The sequence below is a fragment of the Streptomyces griseochromogenes genome (genome assembly GCF_001542625.1).
Taxonomy (GTDB): Bacteria; Actinomycetota; Actinomycetes; order Streptomycetales; family Streptomycetaceae; genus Streptomyces; species Streptomyces griseochromogenes.
The window spans coordinates 7,326,806-7,345,555 of sequence record NZ_CP016279.1 but is presented as its reverse complement, the minus strand read 5'-3'; the positions used below and the strand labels follow the sequence as shown (position 1 = coordinate 7,345,555).

19 protein-coding genes and 1 pseudogene are annotated in these 18,750 nt (G+C 72.3%); 8 read left to right on the top strand and 12 right to left on the bottom strand.

Annotated features, from left to right (window positions below; genetic code table 11):
* Positions 1 to 26 precede the first annotated feature (26 nt).
* The 3 genes from AVL59_RS31515 to AVL59_RS31505 are packed head-to-tail and all read right to left on the bottom strand — an operon-like array spanning position 27 to position 2,864.
* Positions 27 to 548 carry a cupin domain-containing protein gene (locus tag AVL59_RS31515; protein ID WP_067311294.1) on the bottom strand — a complete coding sequence of 174 codons (522 nt, stop codon included), beginning with the start codon at positions 546 to 548 and terminating at the stop codon, positions 27 to 29.
* A 7-nt stretch (positions 549 to 555) separates the two neighbouring features.
* Entirely contained in the window at positions 556 to 1,803 is a 1,248-nt protein-coding gene (locus tag AVL59_RS31510; protein WP_067311292.1) for a cytochrome P450, read from the bottom strand.
* Entirely contained in the window at positions 1,800 to 2,864 is a 1,065-nt protein-coding gene (locus tag AVL59_RS31505; protein ID WP_067311290.1) for a type III polyketide synthase, read from the bottom strand. Before AVL59_RS31505 ends, AVL59_RS31510 begins: the two co-directional genes overlap by 4 nt.
* 164 nt (positions 2,865 to 3,028) lie before the next feature.
* Between AVL59_RS31505 and AVL59_RS31500 the strand changes: the two genes are divergently transcribed.
* Complete coding sequence (locus AVL59_RS31500; RefSeq protein WP_067311288.1) at positions 3,029 to 3,691, top strand: thiaminase II/PqqC family protein; 663 nt, start codon at positions 3,029 to 3,031, stop codon at positions 3,689 to 3,691.
* Positions 3,692 to 3,752: 61 nt separating this feature from the next.
* Here AVL59_RS31500 and AVL59_RS31495 read toward each other — a convergent pair whose 3' ends face one another.
* The 5 genes and pseudogenes from AVL59_RS31495 to AVL59_RS55200 all read right to left on the bottom strand — a co-directional run.
* Entirely contained in the window at positions 3,753 to 3,986 is a 234-nt protein-coding gene (locus AVL59_RS31495; protein ID WP_067009138.1) for a DUF6213 family protein, read from the bottom strand.
* A 25-nt stretch (positions 3,987 to 4,011) separates the two neighbouring features.
* Complete coding sequence (locus tag AVL59_RS31490; RefSeq protein WP_067311285.1) at positions 4,012 to 5,397, bottom strand: NADP-dependent succinic semialdehyde dehydrogenase; 1,386 nt, start codon at positions 5,395 to 5,397, stop codon at positions 4,012 to 4,014.
* Positions 5,398 to 5,472: 75 nt separating this feature from the next.
* A complete protein-coding gene (locus AVL59_RS31485) occupies positions 5,473 to 5,946 on the bottom strand; it encodes an NUDIX hydrolase (protein WP_067311282.1) in 474 nt (157 codons plus the stop codon).
* On the bottom strand, positions 5,943 to 7,481 hold the full coding sequence (locus AVL59_RS31480; RefSeq protein WP_067311280.1) for an ATP-dependent DNA ligase: 1,539 nt from the start codon (positions 7,479 to 7,481) through the stop codon (positions 5,943 to 5,945). The genes AVL59_RS31485 and AVL59_RS31480 overlap by 4 nt, the downstream gene beginning before the upstream one ends.
* A 100-nt stretch (positions 7,482 to 7,581) precedes the next feature.
* Positions 7,582 to 7,875, bottom strand: a pseudogene (locus tag AVL59_RS55200) (hypothetical protein); the annotation flags it as partial.
* Positions 7,876 to 7,881: 6 nt separating this feature from the next.
* Between AVL59_RS55200 and AVL59_RS31475 the strand changes: the two are divergent.
* The 6 genes from AVL59_RS31475 (at position 7,882) to AVL59_RS31450 (ending at position 13,208) form a co-directional block, all read left to right on the top strand.
* Positions 7,882 to 8,463, top strand: coding sequence for a helix-turn-helix domain-containing protein (locus AVL59_RS31475; protein ID WP_067311277.1), 582 nt, complete (start codon positions 7,882 to 7,884; stop codon positions 8,461 to 8,463).
* Between the two features lie 101 nt (positions 8,464 to 8,564).
* Positions 8,565 to 9,536 carry an NADPH:quinone oxidoreductase family protein gene (locus AVL59_RS31470; protein WP_067311274.1) on the top strand — a complete coding sequence of 324 codons (972 nt, stop codon included), beginning with the start codon at positions 8,565 to 8,567 and terminating at the stop codon, positions 9,534 to 9,536.
* A complete protein-coding gene (locus tag AVL59_RS31465) occupies positions 9,533 to 10,714 on the top strand; it encodes an acyl-CoA dehydrogenase family protein (RefSeq protein WP_067311272.1) in 1,182 nt (393 codons plus the stop codon). The genes AVL59_RS31470 and AVL59_RS31465 overlap by 4 nt, the downstream gene beginning before the upstream one ends.
* The gene (locus AVL59_RS31460) at positions 10,711 to 11,793 is read left to right on the top strand and encodes an acyl-CoA dehydrogenase family protein (protein WP_067311269.1); all 1,083 of its coding nucleotides are present in this window, start codon (positions 10,711 to 10,713) and stop codon (positions 11,791 to 11,793) included. Before AVL59_RS31465 ends, AVL59_RS31460 begins: the two co-directional genes overlap by 4 nt.
* Before the next feature lie 253 nt (positions 11,794 to 12,046).
* Positions 12,047 to 12,910, top strand: coding sequence for a phosphatidylinositol-specific phospholipase C/glycerophosphodiester phosphodiesterase family protein (locus AVL59_RS31455; RefSeq protein ID WP_067311268.1), 864 nt, complete (start codon positions 12,047 to 12,049; stop codon positions 12,908 to 12,910).
* A gap of 103 nt (positions 12,911 to 13,013) precedes the next feature.
* A complete protein-coding gene (locus tag AVL59_RS31450; protein WP_067311266.1) occupies positions 13,014 to 13,208 on the top strand; it encodes a hypothetical protein in 195 nt (64 codons plus the stop codon).
* 9 nt (positions 13,209 to 13,217) lie between these two features.
* On the opposite strand, the gene AVL59_RS31445 is transcribed toward AVL59_RS31450, so the two are convergent.
* From AVL59_RS31445 to AVL59_RS31435, 3 genes are all read right to left on the bottom strand, one after another.
* The gene (locus AVL59_RS31445) at positions 13,218 to 14,396 is read right to left on the bottom strand and encodes a phosphodiester glycosidase family protein (RefSeq protein ID WP_067311263.1); all 1,179 of its coding nucleotides are present in this window, start codon (positions 14,394 to 14,396) and stop codon (positions 13,218 to 13,220) included.
* 132 nt (positions 14,397 to 14,528) lie between these two features.
* Positions 14,529 to 14,888, bottom strand: coding sequence for a DUF779 domain-containing protein (locus AVL59_RS31440; protein ID WP_067311260.1), 360 nt, complete (start codon positions 14,886 to 14,888; stop codon positions 14,529 to 14,531).
* 118 nt (positions 14,889 to 15,006) lie between these two features.
* A complete protein-coding gene (locus AVL59_RS31435; RefSeq protein ID WP_067311257.1) occupies positions 15,007 to 15,435 on the bottom strand; it encodes a PaaI family thioesterase in 429 nt (142 codons plus the stop codon).
* 565 nt (positions 15,436 to 16,000) lie between these two features.
* Between AVL59_RS31435 and AVL59_RS31430 the strand changes: the two genes are divergently transcribed.
* The gene (locus tag AVL59_RS31430; RefSeq protein ID WP_067311255.1) at positions 16,001 to 16,726 is read left to right on the top strand and encodes a DUF2625 domain-containing protein; all 726 of its coding nucleotides are present in this window, start codon (positions 16,001 to 16,003) and stop codon (positions 16,724 to 16,726) included.
* Between the two features lie 13 nt (positions 16,727 to 16,739).
* Here the strand turns inward: AVL59_RS31430 and AVL59_RS31425 are convergent, their stop codons facing one another.
* Positions 16,740 to 18,734 (bottom strand): N-acetylmuramoyl-L-alanine amidase, encoded by a 1,995-nt coding sequence (locus AVL59_RS31425; protein ID WP_099053156.1) that lies wholly within the window; start codon positions 18,732 to 18,734, stop codon positions 16,740 to 16,742.
* Positions 18,735 to 18,750: the final 16 nt, after the last annotated feature.

Here is an 18,750-nt window from a genome sequence, read left to right as displayed (position 1 = left end):
TCCGGCACCCCTTTCGGTGGGAGTGCTCACCGGTGCCTGAGAGGCGTGAGTTGCTCGATGTCGTACTTCGCCCTCAGTGCCTCGATCGCCTCCTGGTCCGGAGGACCCCCGTTGCCGAGGATCTCCAGCAACTCCTCGAAATAGCGCTCGTGATCGGGCGGCGGACTCGCCTGGAAGAAGATCTTCGCCGGTGTGTCCGTCGGGTTCGCGAACGCGTGGGGGCATCCCGGCGGTACGACGATGACCGTGCCCGGAGTCGCCCGTACCACTCTGCTGCCCGAACTCGACTCCCACTTGTGCCAGTTGTCGGGGGTGCGGATGCGCGGCTCGAAGGCGAGCACGTCCAGTTCGCCCTCGAGGATGAAGAACAACTCCTCGCTGCGGGTGTGCAGATGGGCGCCCACGTCGAAGCCCGGCGGAACCTCCACCTCGAAGGTGGAGGCCGTCCGCGAGTGGGATCCGGTGACCTTGAACGTGACCCGCTGGGCCGGCGTCGCGACGACGCGGCCGTGGCCCGGCGGTACGAGCAGTCCCTCGGTCTCTGTCATGAGCCACTCACCAGGTCACCGGCAGGGCCTCGGGACCGCGGATCAGCGCGCCCTTCCTGAAGGGCACCTGGTTCGGCGGTACGGCGAGTCTCAGGCCCGGCACCCGGTCCAGCAGGGCGTCCACCAGGAGCTCCGACTCCAGCCGGGCCAGCATGCCGCCGGGGCAGTAGTGCGGGCCGGCCCCGAACGCCACATGCGGGTTGGGACTGCGGGAGAAGTCGATGGTCTCCGGGTCGGGGAAGACGTCCGGGTCGCGGTTGGCGGCCAGGTAGGAGACGTAGACCGGGTCGCCCGCACGGATGCGCACGCCCCTGATCTCCACGTCCTCCAGCGCGATCCGGGACAGGCCCACGGCGTTGCGGTGCGGGATGTGGCGCAGCAGCTCGTCGATGGCCCTCGGACGGATCCCGGGGGCCCGGCGCAGCCGTTCCACCAGGTCCGGGCGGGTCAGCAGCAGATAGAACATCTGCCCGCTGTTGTTGGTGACCGCCTCGCCGCCGATCTGGAGCAGCACGGCGAGGCCGACTGCCTCCTCCAGCGTGACCTCGCCCCGGCCCACCGCGGCGCCGAGCAGCGAGGTGACGTCCTCGGCCGTGCTGCCCTCGCGCAGCCCGATGAGGTCGGAGAAGTACGCGCTCATCTCGCGCTTGGCCCTCTCGCTGATCTCCTTGCCGTACGAGGAGGACAGGATCAGCTGGGTCCAGGTGTGCACGCCGTGCCGGTCGGCGGCCGGCACGCCCATCAGCTCGCAGATCACCGCGATCGGGAAGGGGCTGAGGACCGTCGCCGTGAGGTCGGCGGGCGGGCCGTCCTGGAGGAGTTCGTCGACCAGCTCGTCCAGCATCCCGCGCGCCTTGTGGCGGACCCGCTCCACGCCCTTCGCGGTGAACGCGGCGGCCACCGAGCGGCGCAGCCGGGTGTGGTCGGGCGGATCCAGGAACCCGACCGCGTCCCGGTCCGGGATGAAGTGCGGTGCGAGCCGGGTGACCTGCCTGCCCATGACCGCCTCACGGCTGAAGCGGGGGTCGTTGGCCACCATGCGCACGTCGTCGTAGCGGGTGACCAGCCACGCCCAGCCCTCGCCGTTGGCCAGCTGGATGCGGGTGACCGGGCCCTCGCGCATCAGCTCGGCCAGCACCGGGTCGAAGTCCGCCCCGGCGAGGTCGAGGGCCGGCCAGTGCCGGACCGGGGGCAGGGTCTCGGAGAGGGTCTCGGCGTGGGGCTGCCCGCTCACGGTGAGGGTCTCTTCGCTCATCGTCTCATCTCGTCGTTCTGGACCCAGCGGCCCACGGTCATCTCGGCGGTGATGCCGGGCCCGAACCCGGCCAGCAGCCCGCGCGCCCGGTGCTCGGCACCGCCCTCCTCGAACAGCCGGCGCAGCGCGTCCAGGACGACGGCGCTGGCGATGTTGCCGTACTCGGTGAGCGTGGCCCGGCTGAACCGGAAGGCGTGCGGGTCGACCTGCAGGAACTTGCTGAGGTCGTCGAGTATTCGGGGCCCGCCCGCGTGGATGATGTAGAAGTCCAGGTCGGAGGCGTCCCAGCCGTGATTGCCCGCGAGGTCCTGGAGCGCCGGGGCGAGCGGCTCCATGGTGGTCGGCACCCGCTTGTCCAGCAGGAAGTGGAAGCCGGTCGCCCGGACGTCGTACGCGATCCAGTCCTCGGTCTTGGGGATCAGGTACGAGCCGTTGCGCTCCAGCTGGACGCCCGAGCCGCCGCGGCCGCGCACCACGGCCGCGGCGATGCCGTCGCCGAACAGGCCGTTGGACAGCAGCGAGCCGACGCCGAGGTCGGTGGGCTGGTAGCACAGCGAACAGAACTCGCAGGCCACGATCAGCGCGTTGCCCTCCGGATAGGCCGAGCAGAAGTCGTGGGCCCGGTTGATGGCCGCACCGCCGGCCGCACAGCCCAGCTGGGCTATGGGGAGCTGGCGGGTGTTGGACGGGAAGTCCATCTCGTTGATCAGCCACGCGGTCAGGGACGGCATCATGAAGCCCGTGCACGACACGTAGATGATGACATCGATGTCGGAGGTCAGGAGTTCCGCGTCGTCGAGTGCCCGCTGGATCACCGCCGGGACGCGGGCCTTGGCCTCGGCCTCGTAGAGCTTGTTGCGTTCCTCGAACCCGGGGTGCTTCAGGGTCTCCTCGATGGGCTGCACGATGTGCCGGGTGCGGACGCCCGTGTTCTCGATCAGCCGGAGGGCCAGCGGGAGCTGGGGGTGGTCCGCGTGGTGTTCGCGCGCCAGCTCCAGGGTCTCCTCCATGGTGATCACGTGTTCTGGTACGGACACCGAGGGTCTGCACAAAGTCGCCATGAGCCGTCCCTGCTTTCGCCGTCCGGCAGACCTGCGCCCGCCGGTCAGAAGGTGGTCCACCCAGGTTCACCCGAGGGAGCGACGATCTCTCGTCGGATTACTCCGAATCGGGGACAACGGGTAGGGATCGCACCTGGAACCCGCACCACACGACGGAGGACCCGATGACGCCCTCGGCCGCTGAACTACTGGCCTCGACCACCGCCCGACTCGCTCCGGACCCGCAGGCCAACCGCCTGGTCCCGCTGATCTCCCGGGGCGAGGCGAGCCGCGAGACCCTCGCCGTCCTGGCGCTGGAACAGCGCTGGGTGATCGCCGCGGACCGGCGTTCCTTCCTGCATCTGGCGGAGCGCGCCGCCGCCACCCCCATCGCGGCCGCCTTCTTCACCTCGCTCGCCGAGGGCGAGAGCCTGGCGGCCGAGCGGATGACCGCGTTCGCCGAGGCGTGCGGAGTCACCGCCGAGCGGACTCGCACCTACGACCCCCTGCCCGGTTGCCAGGCCTACCCCGCCTACGTCTCCTGGCTGGCCCTCAACGCCTCCCCGGCGGACGCGATCCTGGCCCTCACCGCCAACTTCTCGGCGTGGGGCGGCTATTGCGCCCGCATCGCCGAGGCCCTGCGCACCCATTACGCCTTCCCCGACGAGGCCCGCGCCTTCTTCGACCTCTTCGCGCAACCGGCCCCGGACCTGGACTCCCGGGCGACGGCGGCGGTGTCGGCGGCGCTGGACGAAGGCCGCCTGGACGAGACTGCCGCACACCGCTACGGCCGTTTGCTGCAGTGCTACGAGGCGATGTTCTGGAACTCCCTGAGGGCGATTCCCTAGGGGCGCCGGGAACTGCGCGACAAGCCCCCACGCACCCGCACCCGAAACGCGGCCGAAAGACTTACGGCGCCCCACTGCTGTGCGCGATGCACGCCACGTCGATGCGATCCGCGAGCTTCGCCAACTCGATGGTCAACGCGGCGACCGTATCCTCATCCAGCCCCTGCTCCCCGTCCTCGACAAGATGCAGCCACCGTCCGCCCACGGTCCGCAACAACTTACTCACGTCGGCCGCGGCCACCTGCAAGGTACCGCGGTCGTCGACGATCAGAGGCAGGGTCACTTCGCGGTTCACAAACGGGATGGTAGCCGCGCGGTGCTCACGCACCCTGCCAAACCGTGGTGATGTTGCAGAACTCCCGGATTCCGTGCTCGGACAGCTCACGCCCGTACCCGGACCTCTTCACACCACCGAACGGAAACGCCGGATGGGAGGCGGTCATCCCGTTGACATACACGGCACCCGCCTCCAGGTCCCGCGCGAACCGCTCCACCTCGTCGTCGTCCCGCGTCCACACGTTCGAACTCAGCCCGAACGGCGAGTCGTTCGCGATCAGCACCGCCTCGTCCAGGTCGTCGGCCCGGTACAGCGTGGCGACCGGCCCGAACGCCTCCTCCCGGTGGATGCGCATCTCGCGGGTGATGCCCGCCAGCACCGTCGGCGGGTAGTACCAGCCCGGCCCTTCCGGGCGCTGCCCGCCGCACAGCACCTCGGCCCCGCTGCGCTTCGCGTCGTCGACCAGCTCCTCCAGGTCGGCCCGCCCCCGCTTGCTGGAGAGCGGTCCGACCTCGGTGCCCTCGTCCAGCGGGTCGCCGATCTTCAGCGCCTCCATGCCCGCGACGAACTCGGCGGCGAAGGCGTCGTACACGTCGGTGTGCACGATGAACCGCTTGGCGGCGATGCACGACTGCCCGTTGTTCTGCACCCGCGCGGTCACGGCGACCCGCGCCGCCCGGCCGAGGTCGGCCGAGGGCATCACGACGTAGGGGTCGCTGCCGCCCAGCTCCAGCACGGTCTTCTTGATCATCTCGCCGCAGGTGGCGGCGACCGCCCGCCCGGCCGGCTCGCTCCCGGTGAGCGTCGCGGCCTTCACCCGCTCGTCGCGCAGGATGCCGTCGACCGCTCCCGAGCCGATCAGCAGTGTCTGGAAGCAGCCCTCCTTGAAGCCCGCCCGGTGGAACAGGTCCTCCAGGTACAGGGCGGTCTGGGGGACGTTCGAGGCGTGCTTGAGCAGGCCCACGTTGCCCGCCATCAGCGCGGGCGCGGCGAAGCGGACCACCTGCCAGAGGGGGAAGTTCCAGGGCATCACCGCGAGGACGGGCCCGAGCGGCCGGTAGCGGACCCGGACCCGGGACGCGCCGGAGTCCCGCACATCCGGCTCGGGGGGCTCCTCGTCGGCCAGCAGTGCCTCGGCGCGGTCGGCGTACCAGCGCATCGCCTTGGCGCACTTCGCGGCCTCCGCGCGGGCCTGCTTGATCGGCTTGCCCATCTCGGTGGTCATGACCCGGCCGATCTCCGGCTGGTCCTCGTCCAGGAGGTCGGCGGCCTTGTGCAGCAGCCGGGAGCGTTCGGCGAACGTGGTCGTCCGGTAGGTGCGGAACGTGGCCTCGGCGAGCTGGAGCCGGCGTTCCAGCTCCTCCTCGTCCATCGGCTCGTACGTCTTGAGCGTCTCGCCGTTCGCCGGGTTCACCGTCGCGATGGGCATGGCTGACCTCCCTGGGAGCGGGCTTGCTTCGACCTTCGCGCGCGGCGCGGCCGGACGCAACGCGTAGCCCCCGGTTCAGCCCGAGTGCTCCGCCAGCCGGTCGAGAAACGCCGCCTGCGCGGGGACGATCACCGCACGGGCCCCGTCGAGACCGAACCACGCCACCCGGTCCAGCTCCGGGAACTCCCGGGTCCGGCCGGACCTCGGCGGCCACTCCATGGTGAAGGTGCCGGGGACGATCGACTCCGGGTCCAGGTCGGCCTCGATCGCCCACGCCGTGACGATCTTGCCATTGGCCTGCGCGACCTCGCCCAGCGCCAGGGCCTGCCCGTCGGGCGGCGCGAGCCCCAGCTCCTCCCGGAACTCACGGCGGGCCGCCTCCCAGGCGGGCTCGTCCGGCTCGTACTCGCCCTTGGGCACGGTCCACGCCCCCGCGTCCTTCTTCGCGAAGAACGGTCCGCCCATGTGCCCGAGCAGCACCTGGGGCCCGTCGTCGGTGTGCCGGAACAGCAGCAGTCCGGCGCTGCGCTTCGTCGTCCGTACCGTCACGGCATGACCTCCGGATGGGCCGCCAGCAGGGACTCCACCGTATCGGCCTCCTCGGGCCGCTTGTCCTCGCGGTAGCGGACGACGCGCGCGAAGCGCAGGGTGACGCCGGCCGGGTAGCGGGAGGAGCGCTGCAGACCGTCGTAGGCGATCTCCACGACGAGTTCGGGGCGTACGGTGACCACCCGGCCGTTGTCCTCGACGGCCAGTTCCCGAAGCTTCCCGGTCTGCCAGGCGAGCATCGCGTCGGTCATGCCCTTGAAGGTCTTGCCGAGCATCGCGAACGTCCCGTCGGGATCGCGGGCGCCCAGGTGGAGGTTGGAGAGCCTGCCGGTGCGACGGCCGTGGCCCCACTCCGCGGCCAGCACCACGAGGTCCAGGGTGTGCACGGGCTTGACCTTCAGCCACGAGGCGCCGCGCCGGCCCGCGCTGTAGGGGGCGTCCAGCGCCTTGACGACCACGCCCTCGTGGCCGCGGGCCAGGGTGTCGGCGAGGAACCGTTCCGCCTCGGTGACCTCCCGGGGGCCGGTCACCACCGTCCGGCGCACCCGCATCGGCTCCGGCACCAGACGGGCCAGCTCCGCGTGCCGCTCGTCGAAGGGCAGGTCGAGCAGGTCGCGGCCGTCGACCGACAGGGCGTCGAAGAAGACGGGGGAGACCGGGACCTCCTCGGCGGCCTTCGCCACGTCCGTGCGGGAGCCGACCCGGCCTGCCGTCTCCTGGAAGGAGCGGGGGCGGCCCGCCGGGTCGAAGGAGATCACCTCGCCGTCCAGGATGAACCGCTCACCCGCCAACTCCAGTGCGGCGGTGGTCACTTCGGGAAGCCGGTCGGTGATGTCGTCCAGGGTGCGGGTGTGGATGCGTACCGCGTCGCCGTCCCGGTGGACCTGGACCCGGATGCCGTCCAGCTTCTCCTCCACTGCGCACGAGCCCAGCTTGCCGACCGCCTCGGCGACCGAGGAGGCGCTCCGCGCCAGCATCGGCAGCACCGGCCGGCCGACGGTCAGCCGGAACCGCTCCAGCGCCTCCGGCCCCTCGGCGAGCAGGGCCTGGGCCACCGTCTGCAGCGACCCGGCGAGCATCACCGCCCGCCGTACGTCCGCCGGGTCCGCGCCCCTCGCCCGGGCGAGGCCCTCCACGGCGACCGCGTCCAGCGCGCCCTGCCGGACCTCGCCGGTGAGCAGGCCGAGCAGGAAGCGCTGCTCCTCCTCGGTGGCCGCGCCCATCAGCTCGCCCACGATCCGGGCCCGTTCCGCCTGGGCCCCGGGCCCGGACACCTTGCCCAGCTCGCCGAGCCGGGCGTCGACCTCCCGCACGGTCAGGGAGGGCTCGGCGGCCGGCGGGACCGGGCGGCTCAGCACCTTCCAGCCGACGCCGAGCCGCCCCTGCGGGAGCCGTCCGGCCAGGTAGGGGATGACGATCGGCACGTCGTCCGCCTCCGCGTCCCGGAACAGCTCCGCGAGCAGCGCGGTCTTGCGGGACCGGGCCGCCGTCGCGGCGACCTGACGGGACACCTCCGCGAGCCGGGTCAGCAGCATGCAGTCATGGTGCACCGCGGGTGCCGGGTCTACACCCGGACGGACGCGTCGAGATCCGCGAGCAGCGGCTCCCCGTTGATCGCCGCCGCGGCCCGGCAGCCAGGTCCTCGTCCGTCGGCTCCGCCTCCCGCGTGAGGTGCGGGAAGAGCCGCGCGTCGTCGGACCACTGGGTGACCATCAGCGCCTGGTGCGCGCCCGGCGGGCTCGTGGCGAGCGCGTACGGTCCGGCCGCCGGCCAGGGTCACGGTGAAGCCGCCGTCGTCGTCTTGCCGTCCCGGGGCAGGTGGCCCCGCAGGTCCGCGGACGGCGCGTTGCGCGGTCGGCCCGCGTCGACCACCAGTGTGCGCGGCCCAGGCCCTGCCGCATTGACAAACCCCTTTGCCGAATCTGCAATACGGGCATGAGCACCGAGAGTACCGACGACGTGCTGGCCGGCGTGGGCCCGCGGCTGCGGCGGATGCGCAGGGAGCGGGAGGTGACCCTGGCGGCGCTGTCCGCGGCGACCGGCATCTCCGTGAGCACCCTGTCCCGGCTGGAGTCCGGTCTGCGCAAGCCCAGCCTGGAGCTGCTGCTGCCCATCGCGCAGGCACATCAGGTTCCGCTGGACGAGCTGGTCGGCGCCCCGCCGGTCGGCGACCCCCGGGTGCGAGCGCAGCCCCTGGAGCAGCATGGCCGCACCTTCTGGCCGCTGACCCGCCAGCCCGGCGGCCTCCAGGCCTTCAAGGTCCTCGAACCGCAGCGCAGGCAGGAACCGGAGCCGCGCACCCACGAGGGGTACGAGTGGCTGTACGTGCTCTCGGGCAGGCTCCGGCTGGTGCTCGGCGAGCACGACGTGGTGCTGTCGGCGGGGGAGGCGGCGGAGTTCGACACCCGGGTGCCGCACTGGTTCGGGTCGACGGGGGACGGTCCGGTGGAGTTCCTCAGTCTGTTCGGACCGCAGGGGGAACGGATGCACGTACGCGCGCGGCCGGCTCGCAAGTGACGCGTTCCGCCACTCCCCGACGGGTTGTTCCCTGATCGGCAAGCGACCGCTTAGTATGCCGTTGGACCCGGTCAGACGAAGCAGTCCCGTGGAGGCCCCGCATGCAGGCATGGCAAGTGCACGAGAACGGCGAGCCGAGCGAGGTGATGCGCCTGACGGAGGTGGACCTGCCCACGCCCGGTGACGGCCAGGTGCTGCTGCGCGTGCGCGCCGCCAACATCAACTTCCCGGACGCGCTGCTGTGCCGGGGGCAGTACCAGGTACGGCCGCCGCTGCCCTTCACCCCCGGCGTGGAGATCTGCGCCGAGACCGAGGACGGCCGCCGCGTGATCGCCAACCCCGCCCTGCCGTACGGCGGTCTCGCCGAGTACGCCGTCGCCGACGCCCGCGCCCTGCTGCCCGCGCCCGAGTCGCTGGACGACGCCGAGGCCGCCGCGCTGCACATCGGCTACCAGACCGGCTGGTTCGGCCTGCACCGCCGGGCTCGCCTGGAAGCGGGGGAGACTCTGCTCGTGCACGCCGCCGCCGGCGGCGTCGGCAGCGCGGCCGTACAGCTCGGCAAGGCGGCCGGGGCCACGGTGATCGGTGTCGTGGGCGGCGCCGACAAGGCGGCCGTCGCCCGCGAGCTGGGCTGTGACGTGGTGGTGGACCGCCGCGGCGAGGACGTGGTCGCGGCCGTGAAGGAGGCCACCGGCGGCCGGGGCGTCGATGTCGTCTACGACCCCGTCGGCGGTGAGGCCTACGCCCAGTCCGCCAAGGTGGTCGCCTTCGAGGGCCGGATCGTCGTCGTCGGCTTCGCCAGCGGCAGCATCCCGAGCCCGGCCCTCAACCACGCCCTGGTGAAGAACTACTCGATCCTCGGCCTCCACTGGGGCCTGTACAACACCAAGAACCCGAAGCTGGTCCTGCACTGCCACGAGCAGCTCACCGAGCTGGCCGCGCGGGGCGCGATCAAGCCGCTGGTCAGCGAGCGGGTGCCGCTGTCCGGCGCCGCGGCGGCCGTGCAGCGGGTCGCCGACGGTGTGACCACCGGCCGGGTCGCCGTACTGATGGAGCAGGGAGCCGCGGCATGACCGACGCCGAAGAACTGCGCAGCCGCACACGGGAGCTGCTGGCCGCGCACCCGCCCGCCACGACCGACCGCCTGGACTTTCTGCGGGCCCGCTTCGACGCCGGGCTGGCCTGGGTGCACTACCCGCAGGGCCTCGGCGGCCTCGGCGCCCCGCGCGCCCTGCAGGCCGTGGTGGACGCCGAGCTGGAGGCCGCGGACGCTCCGGACAACGACCCCCGGCGCATCGGCATCGGCCTCGGCATGGCCGCCCCGACCGTCCTGCGCTACGGCACCGAGGAGCAGAAGCGGCGCTATCTGCGGCCGCTGTGGACGGGGGAGGAGGTCTGGTGCCAGCTGTTCAGCGAGCCCGGCGCCGGCTCCGACCTGGCCGCGCTCGGCACCCGGGCCGTCCGCGAGGGCGAGGACTGGGTGGTCAACGGGCAGAAGGTGTGGACGTCCAGCGCCCATCTGGCCCGCTGGGCCATCCTCATCGCCCGCACCGACCCGGACGTGCCCAAGCACCAGGGCATCACCTACTTCATCTGCGACATGACCGACCCCGGTGTCGAGGTGCGGCCGCTGCGCCAGATCACCGGCGAGGCCGAGTTCAACGAGGTCTTCCTCACCGGCGTACGCATCCCCGACTCCCGCCGCCTCGGCGAGGTCGGCGACGGCTGGCGGGTCGCCCAGACCACGCTCAACAACGAACGCGTCGCCATCGGCGGCATGCGGCTGCCCCGCGAGGGCGGCATGATCGGCCCGGTCGCGAAGACCTGGCGCGAACGCCCCGAACTGCGCACCCACGACCTGCACCAGCGGCTGCTCAAGCTGTGGGTCGAGGCCGAGGTCTCCCGCCTCACCGCCGAGCGCCTGCGCCAGCAGCTCGTCGCCGGGCAGCCCGGCCCCGAGGGCGCCGGCATGAAGCTGGCCTTCGCCCGCCTCAACCAGGAGATCAGCGGCCTGGAGGTCGAACTCCGCGGCGAAGAGGGCCTGTTGTACGACGACTGGACCATGCGCCGACCGGAGCTGGTCGACTTCACCGGCCGTGACGCCGGTTACCGCTACCTGCGCTCCAAAGGCAACAGCATCGAGGGCGGGACCAGCGAGATTCTGCTGAACATCGTCGCCGAGCGCGTCCTCGGCCTGCCCGCCGAGCCGCGCACGGACAAGGACGTCGCCTGGAAGGACCTGGCCCGATGAGCACACAGCCGGATCTCCTCTACTCCGAGGAGGAAGAGGCGCTGCGCGCCGCCGTCCGCGACCTGCTCACGGACCACTGCGCACCGGCCGACGTGATCGTGCGCACCGAGTCGGACGCCCCGCACGACCTCGCCCTGTGGAAGTCCCTCGCCGAGGGCATGGGCCTCGCCGGGCTGCTGGTGCCCGAGGCGCAAGGCGGCCAGGGCGCCACCCACCGCGAAGTCGCCGTCGTCCTGGAGGAGCTGGGGCGGGCGGTCGCGCCCGTGCCGTACCTCACCAGCGCGGTCGTGGCCACCGAGGCCCTGCTCGCCTGCGCGGACGAGGAGCTGCTGACCCGCCTGGCCTCCGGGCGGACCATCGGTGTCCTCGCCGTCGGGCTGCACACGGCTCCGGGTGCCGCGCTCAAGCCCGTACGGCTGGAAGACGGCGCCCTGCACGGGGAGTTGACCGGCATCGCGGACGCGGCCGCCGCCGATGTGCTGCTCGTCCCGGCCGACGACGGCGGACTGTACGCCGTGGCCGCGGGCGCGGTGACCATCACCGAGCAGGTCTCCCTGGACCTGACCCGGCCCCTCGCCACCGTCACGCTCGACGGCGCCACGGGCCGCCGGATCGGTGACGCCGAGCCCGCCGTACGACGAGCCCTGCGAGCCGCGGTCGGACTGCTCGCCTCCGAGCAACTGGGCGTCGCCGAGTGGGTGTTGACCGAGACGGTCCGGTATCTGAAGGAACGCAAGCAGTTCAACCGGCCGGTCGGCGGTTTCCAGGCGCTCAAGCACCGGCTCGCCCAGCTGTGGCTGGAGGTCGTGAACCTCCGTGCCGCCGCCCGGGACGCGGCCGACGCGCTCGCCTCCGGCGAGGATGCCGATGTGCGGGTGGCCGTCGCACAGGCGTACGCGGCGCCCGTCGCCGTCCACGCGGCCGAAGAGGCACTGCAGTTGCATGCCGGGATCGGTATGACCTGGGAGCACCCGATCCACCTCCACCTGAAGCGGGCCAAGGCCGACTCGATCGCCTTCGGTACGGCGGGGGCACACCGGGAGGCGCTGGCCGGGCTGGTCGATCTTCAGGCGCCCTGATCGAGGGTCTTCGGGTGCGGGGCGCGGCGGCCGGCCGCGCCCACGCGGCGTAGCCGCACATCGGCAGAGCCCCGCACCCCTGGGCCGGCGAAGCGGCCCGTCCCGTAAGGGGCGGGCTTCTTCGTGTGCCCTGCTCCGATGAAGTGAACAGAGGGCGGCAGTCCGGCCAACTCCCCGCAGGACAGGGCTATTTGGGGCCTGTTCGAACGCATACTCCCTTCGGTCCCCTACGGCCCTACAAGGGAGGCAGAGCATGGCCCTCACCACCCGTCGCAGAGCCCTCACCACCTTCGGCGCCGCCCTCGCGGGCACCGTCGCGCTGCCCGGCCCCCAGGCCTGGGCGGGCAGCGGCCACCATGGCCCGCGCCCGCTGTGGAACGCTCACGCCCACAACGACTACGAGCACCCGCGGCCCCTGTTCGACGCCCTCGACCACCGCTTCGGCAGCGTCGAGGCCGACATCTTCCTCGTCGGCGACCAGCTCCTCATCGGCCACGACGCCTCCGAGCTGGACCCGACCCGCACCCTCGAATCCCTCTACCTCGACCCGCTCTCCGCCCTCGTCGAGGCGGGCCGCGGCCGCGTGTACCGGGGCTGGCGACGGCCGCTGCAGCTGCTCATCGACATCAAGACCGAGGGCTCCTCGACGTACCTCGAACTCGACCGCCACCTCAGGCGCTACCCGCACCTGTTCACCCGCTACGCGCACGGCCGCGTCCGCCGCGGACCGGTCACCGCCGTCATCTCCGGTGACCGCGCCGCCCGGATCCCCATGGAGGCCCAGACCGAACGCCGCGCCTTCTACGACGGCCGGCTCACCGACCTCGGCAGCCCGGCCCCCGCCTCCTTCATCCCGCTGATCAGCGACAACTGGACGCAGAGCTTCACCTGGCTGGGCGAGGGCCCCTTCCCGGAGGCCGAGCGGCAAAAGCTGCGCGGCATCACCGGCGCCGCCCACGCGCGCGGGCAGGTGATCCGGTTCTGGGCCACTCCGGACGCGGCCGGACCGGCCCGGGACGCCCTGTGGACGGAACTGCTCGCGGGCGGTGTCGACTACCTCAACACCGACGACCTCACGGGACTTGAGATGTTCCTGGACGGACATATGTCCGCATAACACCACACGATCGGAGGACACGTCAGCCGCCCGGACGAACCCTCCGCTACGCCACACTTGCGGCCGAACGCCGCTCAAGGGGGCGTGGCGGAGGAGGTTCCCGATGACCGTTTCCATCTCTGTGGTGCTGCTGCTCCTGATCATCGCCGTGATCTTCATGCGCAACGGCGCGCTGAAGGTCTCGCACGCCCTGGTCTGCATGCTGCTCGGCTTCTATCTGGCCTGCACCAGCATGGCGCCCACCATCCACAGCGGGCTCACCGCGACCGCCGACCTGGTGAGCAGTCTGCGGCCGTGAGCCGAGGGGTCAGGACGAGAAGACCCCGATGCCGTCGGGCACGGGGCGTTCGGCCCCGCCGCTCGGGTGGTTGCGGACCGTCACGGTGCTCGCGCCCTCGTCGCGGGTGACCATCTCGGACGAGCCGCCGCCGTCGAGGTTGAACGCGTCGCTCGCGCCCAGCGTCCGCATGACGCCCGCCTCTTCCGCGATGGTCATGCCGGTCCGGTAGGCGGCGGCCCCGTCCAGCGCGAGCAGCAGCATCTGGTGCCCGTCGTCCGCGAAGCCCACGGCGGTGCGCACGGCCGAGGCGGAGGCGTCGAGACCGGACAGCGGCTTGCCGTCGCGCAGGACCGGGTAGCCGCCGATCGCGAACGCGTACGGGACCTTGGCCGTGGCCGCCACCAGGTCGTGCGTGACGGTGACCTGATCGCCCACCGACAGCTTGCGAAGCAGCTGTGCGCCCTGCTCGCGGCCCACCAGGACCGTGGTGTCCGCGGCGATCGGGCCGTTGCCCGGGGTGTCGGACGCGGAGACCACGTGAGTGCCCTGCACCTTCACCTCGTAGGTGTCCGTGCTGCACGCCGCCGCCCGGTCGGCGTCCGTGCCGCAGGTCGCGCGCACCCGGGAGGCGCCGCCCCACCGCGAGGTGAAGGCGCCGACCGAGTTCTCCGGCAGCGCGTACTGGTTGAGGCCCCCCAGCGGGAACTGTCCCTGCGGCGTGCCGACGGAGCCGGTGAGCGTGAGGCGGTCCAGCCGGGCACGGTGGTCGCTGCCCACGCCGAAGACGTCCGTCGTGGTGGTGCCCGGCGGCAGCGAGGGCCCGAACCGCTGGCCCTTGGGTACCGCCGCCTTCAGCACTTCCCCGCCCGCGACCGCCGGACCCACCGTCGCGCCCGTAGCCTCGACGCCCGGGTGCTGGGTCTCGGTGATGTCGAAGAAGTCGCCGTTGACGCCCGCGACCGCGCCGGCCGAGTCCGCCAGCTTCGACACGGTCGCGCGGGCCGCCACGGACCCCGGGTACAACAGGTCCAGGCGGACGTGCGGATTGTTCAGGGCGACGGTGAGCAGGTGGGCGTGTGTCTCCCCTGCCGCCGCCGCGATGTCGAACTGCCGGTAGGTGACCCCCGGCGCGACCCGTTTGCCCAGGGGTACGGCACCGGCCGGTGCCGCCCCCGTCAGGGCCGCACCGGCCAGTACACCGAGCACCGTGAGAACCGTGAGAACCGATCTGCCTGCTGCCGTCTGCCGCCGATCGCGCGCCACTGCGCCCCCTGATGTCTTGTCAACTCTCCCAGGACTCAGGGGAAGTGCACCAGACGGCGATGGCGTACGGGGTGGCTAGGCGCCAACGACGCGAGAACGGGTGAGAAAACGCACTCCCTCGGGTGCCTCCAGGGAGAATCCGCTACCCCGTCCGGGTACCACGTCCACGATCAGCCGGGTGTGGCTCCACACCTCGTACTGGCTCCTCGACATCCAGAAGGTCACGGGTTCCTCGACGCCCTCCACCGCCAGTTCCGCGAGGAGCACGTCCGAGCCGCCGGTGCGGAACTCGCCGTCCGGGTAGCACATGGGCGCGCTGCCGTCGCAGCATCCGCCGGACTGGTGGAACATCAGCGGGCCGTGCTCGGCACGCAGCCGGCGCACCAGCTCGGCCGCCTGCGGGGTGAGTTCGACGCGGGGGGTTTCCTCTTCCATGGTCACCGTCCTGGACAGCCGGGGCGTCGGGCGCGACCCAGTCTCACGGCTCGTCAGGACGGCGTCCAGCAGGCGTCCTCGGACCAGGCCCCGGTACCGTCCGCGGCGGGCGGCCCGGCTAGCTCTGCGCGTGTCCGGCCACGGACACGGTGCCCTGGGCCACCGCACACAGCCGGGGCGTGCCGTCGGTGCCGACGGCGGACACGTCGCAGCGGCAGACGGCGCGGGTGCGGCCGGCCCGGACGACCCGGGCCTCGGCGCGCAGGAGGGTGCCGGTGGCCGGCCGCAGATAGTCGACGGTGAAGCCGGCGGTGACGACACGCGGGCCGAGCACGGCACCGGCGGCGAACGTCAGGGCGTTGTCCGCCGCATAACCGAGCACCCCGCCGTGCACGAACCCGTGCTGCTGGAGCAGCTCCTCGCGGATGTCGAGTTCGAGCGTGGCCGCGCCGTCGCCGAACGCCACCAGCCGTGTCCCGAGCAGCACGCTGAACGGCTGCGCCGCCAGGGCCTCACGGGCCCCCTCCAGATCGAGGGTGTCCTTCACGTCCCCGCTGTCCTTCACGCACGCACCTCTCGCTTCTCCGCTGAGGCGAGCGTGGTGCCGGCGGGGTACGGCTGTCAACATCGGCCCCGGCCGGAGCCCGGCCACGGCGCCTGTTCCCGGCCCGGGCCCGCCGGGAAACGAGATGACGGGAGGCCGGGCGCGCGGGAGGGGATGCCCTCATGCACCACTCGCTCTTCGACCGCCCCGAACCGCGACTCGTCATGGCAGGCGAATACCCGCTGTGGGGCGAGGCGCCGGCAGCGGTGAACAGGGACCTGGCGGTGACTTTGCCCGATCAGCGGCCGCTGTGCCTGCTGGCGGGCGTGGCCGGTCTGCACCGTGCACGACCTGGGGATGCATGTGCGCGAGGTGTCCGGGCGCCCGTCGTGGTGGTGCGCCGGTTCGGGCAAGCCGAAGGACGGGCCTCATGTCCGCGCCGCCGTAGGCGAGTTGGACACCGTCCACGGGCCGCCACCGCCGAAGCGGAAGCGCCGCAAGAGGCGCGCGCAGGGCTGAGGGGAGGGCGGCAACGGGCCCGGCACGGCCGGCGTGCCATCATCCTCGGATGCGCGAGATCGACGAGTTGGCCCAGGTGGACGATCCGGCCTGGCCGGAGCTTCAGGCGATGCTCGCGGACAGCGCCGTACCGGTCCGTGTCCTGCCCGGCGACGGCGAAGAAGGCCGCTGTTGTCTGCTGCAGATGCAGGTCACCGCGCGGTCGACGCTCGGCGCGCTGGCGCTGAACTGCGGCGGACTCGTGCTGGACGACGGGTGGGTGCGGGTCTTCGGAGGCGGCTCGGCGGCGGTCGGCGGCCTTCCGGGCCTCGGCCGGGTCAACCGCTTCCCGGACCGGCTCGACCCCGCCTGGCACCCGGCCTGCGGACTGGTGGTCGGGTACGACGTGCTGGGCGGGGTGTTCGCGCTGGGCGGCCACGACCCCGCCGCGGCGGGCCGCCCCGGTGTCCCCGGACAGATGACGTACTTCGCCCCCGACACCCTGGAGTGGGAGGCGATGGACATGGGGCACTCCGCCTGGGTCCGATGGCTGCTGTCCGGCCGCCTGGACACCTTCTACGACGGGCTGCGCTGGCCGGGCTGGCGCGAGGAGACCGCCGCCCTGGACCTCTCGCAGGGCATCACGGTCTATCCGTTCCTGTGGACCGAGGAGGCGCACGAGGACCTCGCGGCCACGAGCCGCAGAGCCGTGGCGATGCGCGAAGTCCTCGGCGTGGCGGCGGACTTCGCCCTGCGGACGGGCCGGGCCGATCCGGGTTTCCTGGGCGAGGTCTGACGCCGGGGCCCGGTCAGCGCAGGGGAGTGCGCGCCGCGTGTCCGGGCGGGCCCGCCGCGGCCGGCGTGGACACCACGTCCACGTCCGCGGCCCGGACATAGGCGAGCCGGTGACCGAGCTGGATCTCGTAGTACGCCTCCTCGCCCTGCACCACCGGGGACGGGGAGCCATCGGAGGATGGTTTCTCCAGGTAGGAACCGAGCACGCGGGACCGCGTCACATACCGCTGACCCGCGCGAAGGGTGTACGGCAGCGGCGACGGCTCGGGCATCTCGTCCATCTCCTCCGGGAAGGCATCCTCCTCCGGAAGAGCGCGGCCGAACACCTCGACCTCCCTCATGCCCTCCTTCGGGGTCACCATGCTGCCGCGTGCACCGACGGCCGTCGGACGCTCCTTCGGGTTCTTGAACCATGCCTTGCGGCCCTGGTACCAGATCGCCGTCCAGTCGCCGCCGCGTTCGGCGACCGCGAAGGTCTGGCCCGCGGAGACCCGCGACCCCAGGTCGTTGACGTCCACCGTGGAGTCCTCGCCGTCGGGGTGCCGGCCCGGGTCCTGGATCAGCGGAGCGTTGTCGTTGGGCTCGGTGTGCAGGCGCACGGCGCTGGAGCCGTGCGGTGCGCACGGCACACCGGTCTTGGCGCACCCCGTGTACAGCGGCTTGTGCTGGGCGTAGTCCGGCAGGATCATCACGATGTCGCTGTCCGGCCCGGCCGTGGCCCGCAGCGGCGCGCCGAGCAGGTCGAAGTAGTGCCGCCAGTCCCAGAAAGGGCCGGGGTCGTCGTGCATGTCCGGGATGGAGTCCTCGGTCGGCGCCGGCACGTTGTCATGGCCGAAGACGTGCTGCCGGTCGAGCGGCACCCCGTACTTCTTCGCCAGGTACTTCACCAGGCGGGCCGATGAGCGGTACATCTGCTCCGTGTACCAGGCGTCGGGCTGCCTCAGGAATCCCTCGTGCTCGATGCCGATCGAGCGGGCGTTCACGAACTGACTGCCGGAGTGCCAGGCCGCGTCCTTGATCTTCACGTGCTGGGTGATGTGCCCGTCGCTGGAGCGGATGGAGTAGTGCCAGGACGCCTCCTCCGGATCCTGGATGGTCTGCAGCATCGACGTCAGCGGCGCCTCGGTGTCGTGGATGACGATGTACTCGATCCGCTGGTCCTTGGGCCGGTCGGCCGGCTGGTGGTTGCCGTACGAGTCGTCGTCGATCTCGGCGTACGGCGCGCTGAGCCAGGAGCAGGACAGCTCCGCCGGGCACTCGACCTCCTTCGGCCGCTGCGGTCCCTGGGGGAGCGGAGGATGCCGGCGCACGCGGGGGCTCGCGGCGAGCCCGACGCGCTGTCCCGCGTCGGTGGTGCGGTGCGCGCCCCGGCGGATCACATCGAAGACGTCGTCCGCGTACACCGTCGCCGACGCGCGGTCGCTCGTGCCCGAGAAGCGCGCCACGGCCTCCCACCAGTCCGCCGGGTTGGCGCTGAGCGGCTTGCCGAGCTGTCGCTGGGTCGCCGCGAGGAGGGCCGCGCCGCCGCGGATGTTGGCCGCCTCGTCGGTCCGCAGCTGCGCGGTCGGCAGCCCGATCAGGCCCGCGGCCCTGCGCAGGTCCGCCGGCGGCCCGGCGCTGCCGGCCGGGGAGCCGTCCCGGCGCGCGGCGGGCGGCGGCGCCGTCGCCGTGCGCGGCCGGGCGGCCGGCCGGTCCGGCTGCTGGGTCTGGAGCCCGCGGGCGTCCACCAGGTGCATCGGTCCGTAGCCGCCGACGACGCTCGGGACACCCGGATGGGAGTCCCACCTCGACTGCAGGTAGGACACGCCCATGAGGACGCTCCGGGGCACGTGGTACTCGTCCGCGGCGGTCCTGAAGTCGTCCTGCAGGTGCTGGTCGGCCGGTGCGCCCGCCTCGCCCGACCGGTCGATCAGCAACGGCACCAGGAGCGCCGCCGAGGCGGTCACGCAGATGATCCGCCGGTGCGCGCGTACGGCACTGGAGACGCGGGGGGCGACGCGTTTGTTCATGGAGGTGCCTCCAACG

Coding starts and splice junctions, on each gene's coding strand:
- AVL59_RS31515 (WP_067311294.1), bottom strand. CDS start 548: ATGACAGAGACCGAGGGACTGCTCGTACCGCCGGGCCACGGCCGCGTC.
- AVL59_RS31510 (WP_067311292.1), bottom strand. CDS start 1,803: ATGAGCGAAGAGACCCTCACCGTGAGCGGGCAGCCCCACGCCGAGACC.
- AVL59_RS31505 (WP_067311290.1), bottom strand. CDS start 2,864: ATGGCGACTTTGTGCAGACCCTCGGTGTCCGTACCAGAACACGTGATC.
- AVL59_RS31500 (WP_067311288.1), top strand. CDS start 3,029: ATGACGCCCTCGGCCGCTGAACTACTGGCCTCGACCACCGCCCGACTC.
- AVL59_RS31490 (WP_067311285.1), bottom strand. CDS start 5,397: ATGCCCATCGCGACGGTGAACCCGGCGAACGGCGAGACGCTCAAGACG.
- AVL59_RS31480 (WP_067311280.1), bottom strand. CDS start 7,481: ATGCTGCTGACCCGGCTCGCGGAGGTGTCCCGTCAGGTCGCCGCGACG.
- AVL59_RS31475 (WP_067311277.1), top strand. CDS start 7,882: ATGAGCACCGAGAGTACCGACGACGTGCTGGCCGGCGTGGGCCCGCGG.
- AVL59_RS31470 (WP_067311274.1), top strand. CDS start 8,565: ATGCAGGCATGGCAAGTGCACGAGAACGGCGAGCCGAGCGAGGTGATG.
- AVL59_RS31465 (WP_067311272.1), top strand. CDS start 9,533: ATGACCGACGCCGAAGAACTGCGCAGCCGCACACGGGAGCTGCTGGCC.
- AVL59_RS31460 (WP_067311269.1), top strand. CDS start 10,711: ATGAGCACACAGCCGGATCTCCTCTACTCCGAGGAGGAAGAGGCGCTG.
- AVL59_RS31455 (WP_067311268.1), top strand. CDS start 12,047: ATGGCCCTCACCACCCGTCGCAGAGCCCTCACCACCTTCGGCGCCGCC.
- AVL59_RS31450 (WP_067311266.1), top strand. CDS start 13,014: ATGACCGTTTCCATCTCTGTGGTGCTGCTGCTCCTGATCATCGCCGTG.
- AVL59_RS31440 (WP_067311260.1), bottom strand. CDS start 14,888: ATGGAAGAGGAAACCCCCCGCGTCGAACTCACCCCGCAGGCGGCCGAG.
- AVL59_RS31430 (WP_067311255.1), top strand. CDS start 16,001: ATGCGCGAGATCGACGAGTTGGCCCAGGTGGACGATCCGGCCTGGCCG.
- AVL59_RS31425 (WP_099053156.1), bottom strand. CDS start 18,734: ATGAACAAACGCGTCGCCCCCCGCGTCTCCAGTGCCGTACGCGCGCAC.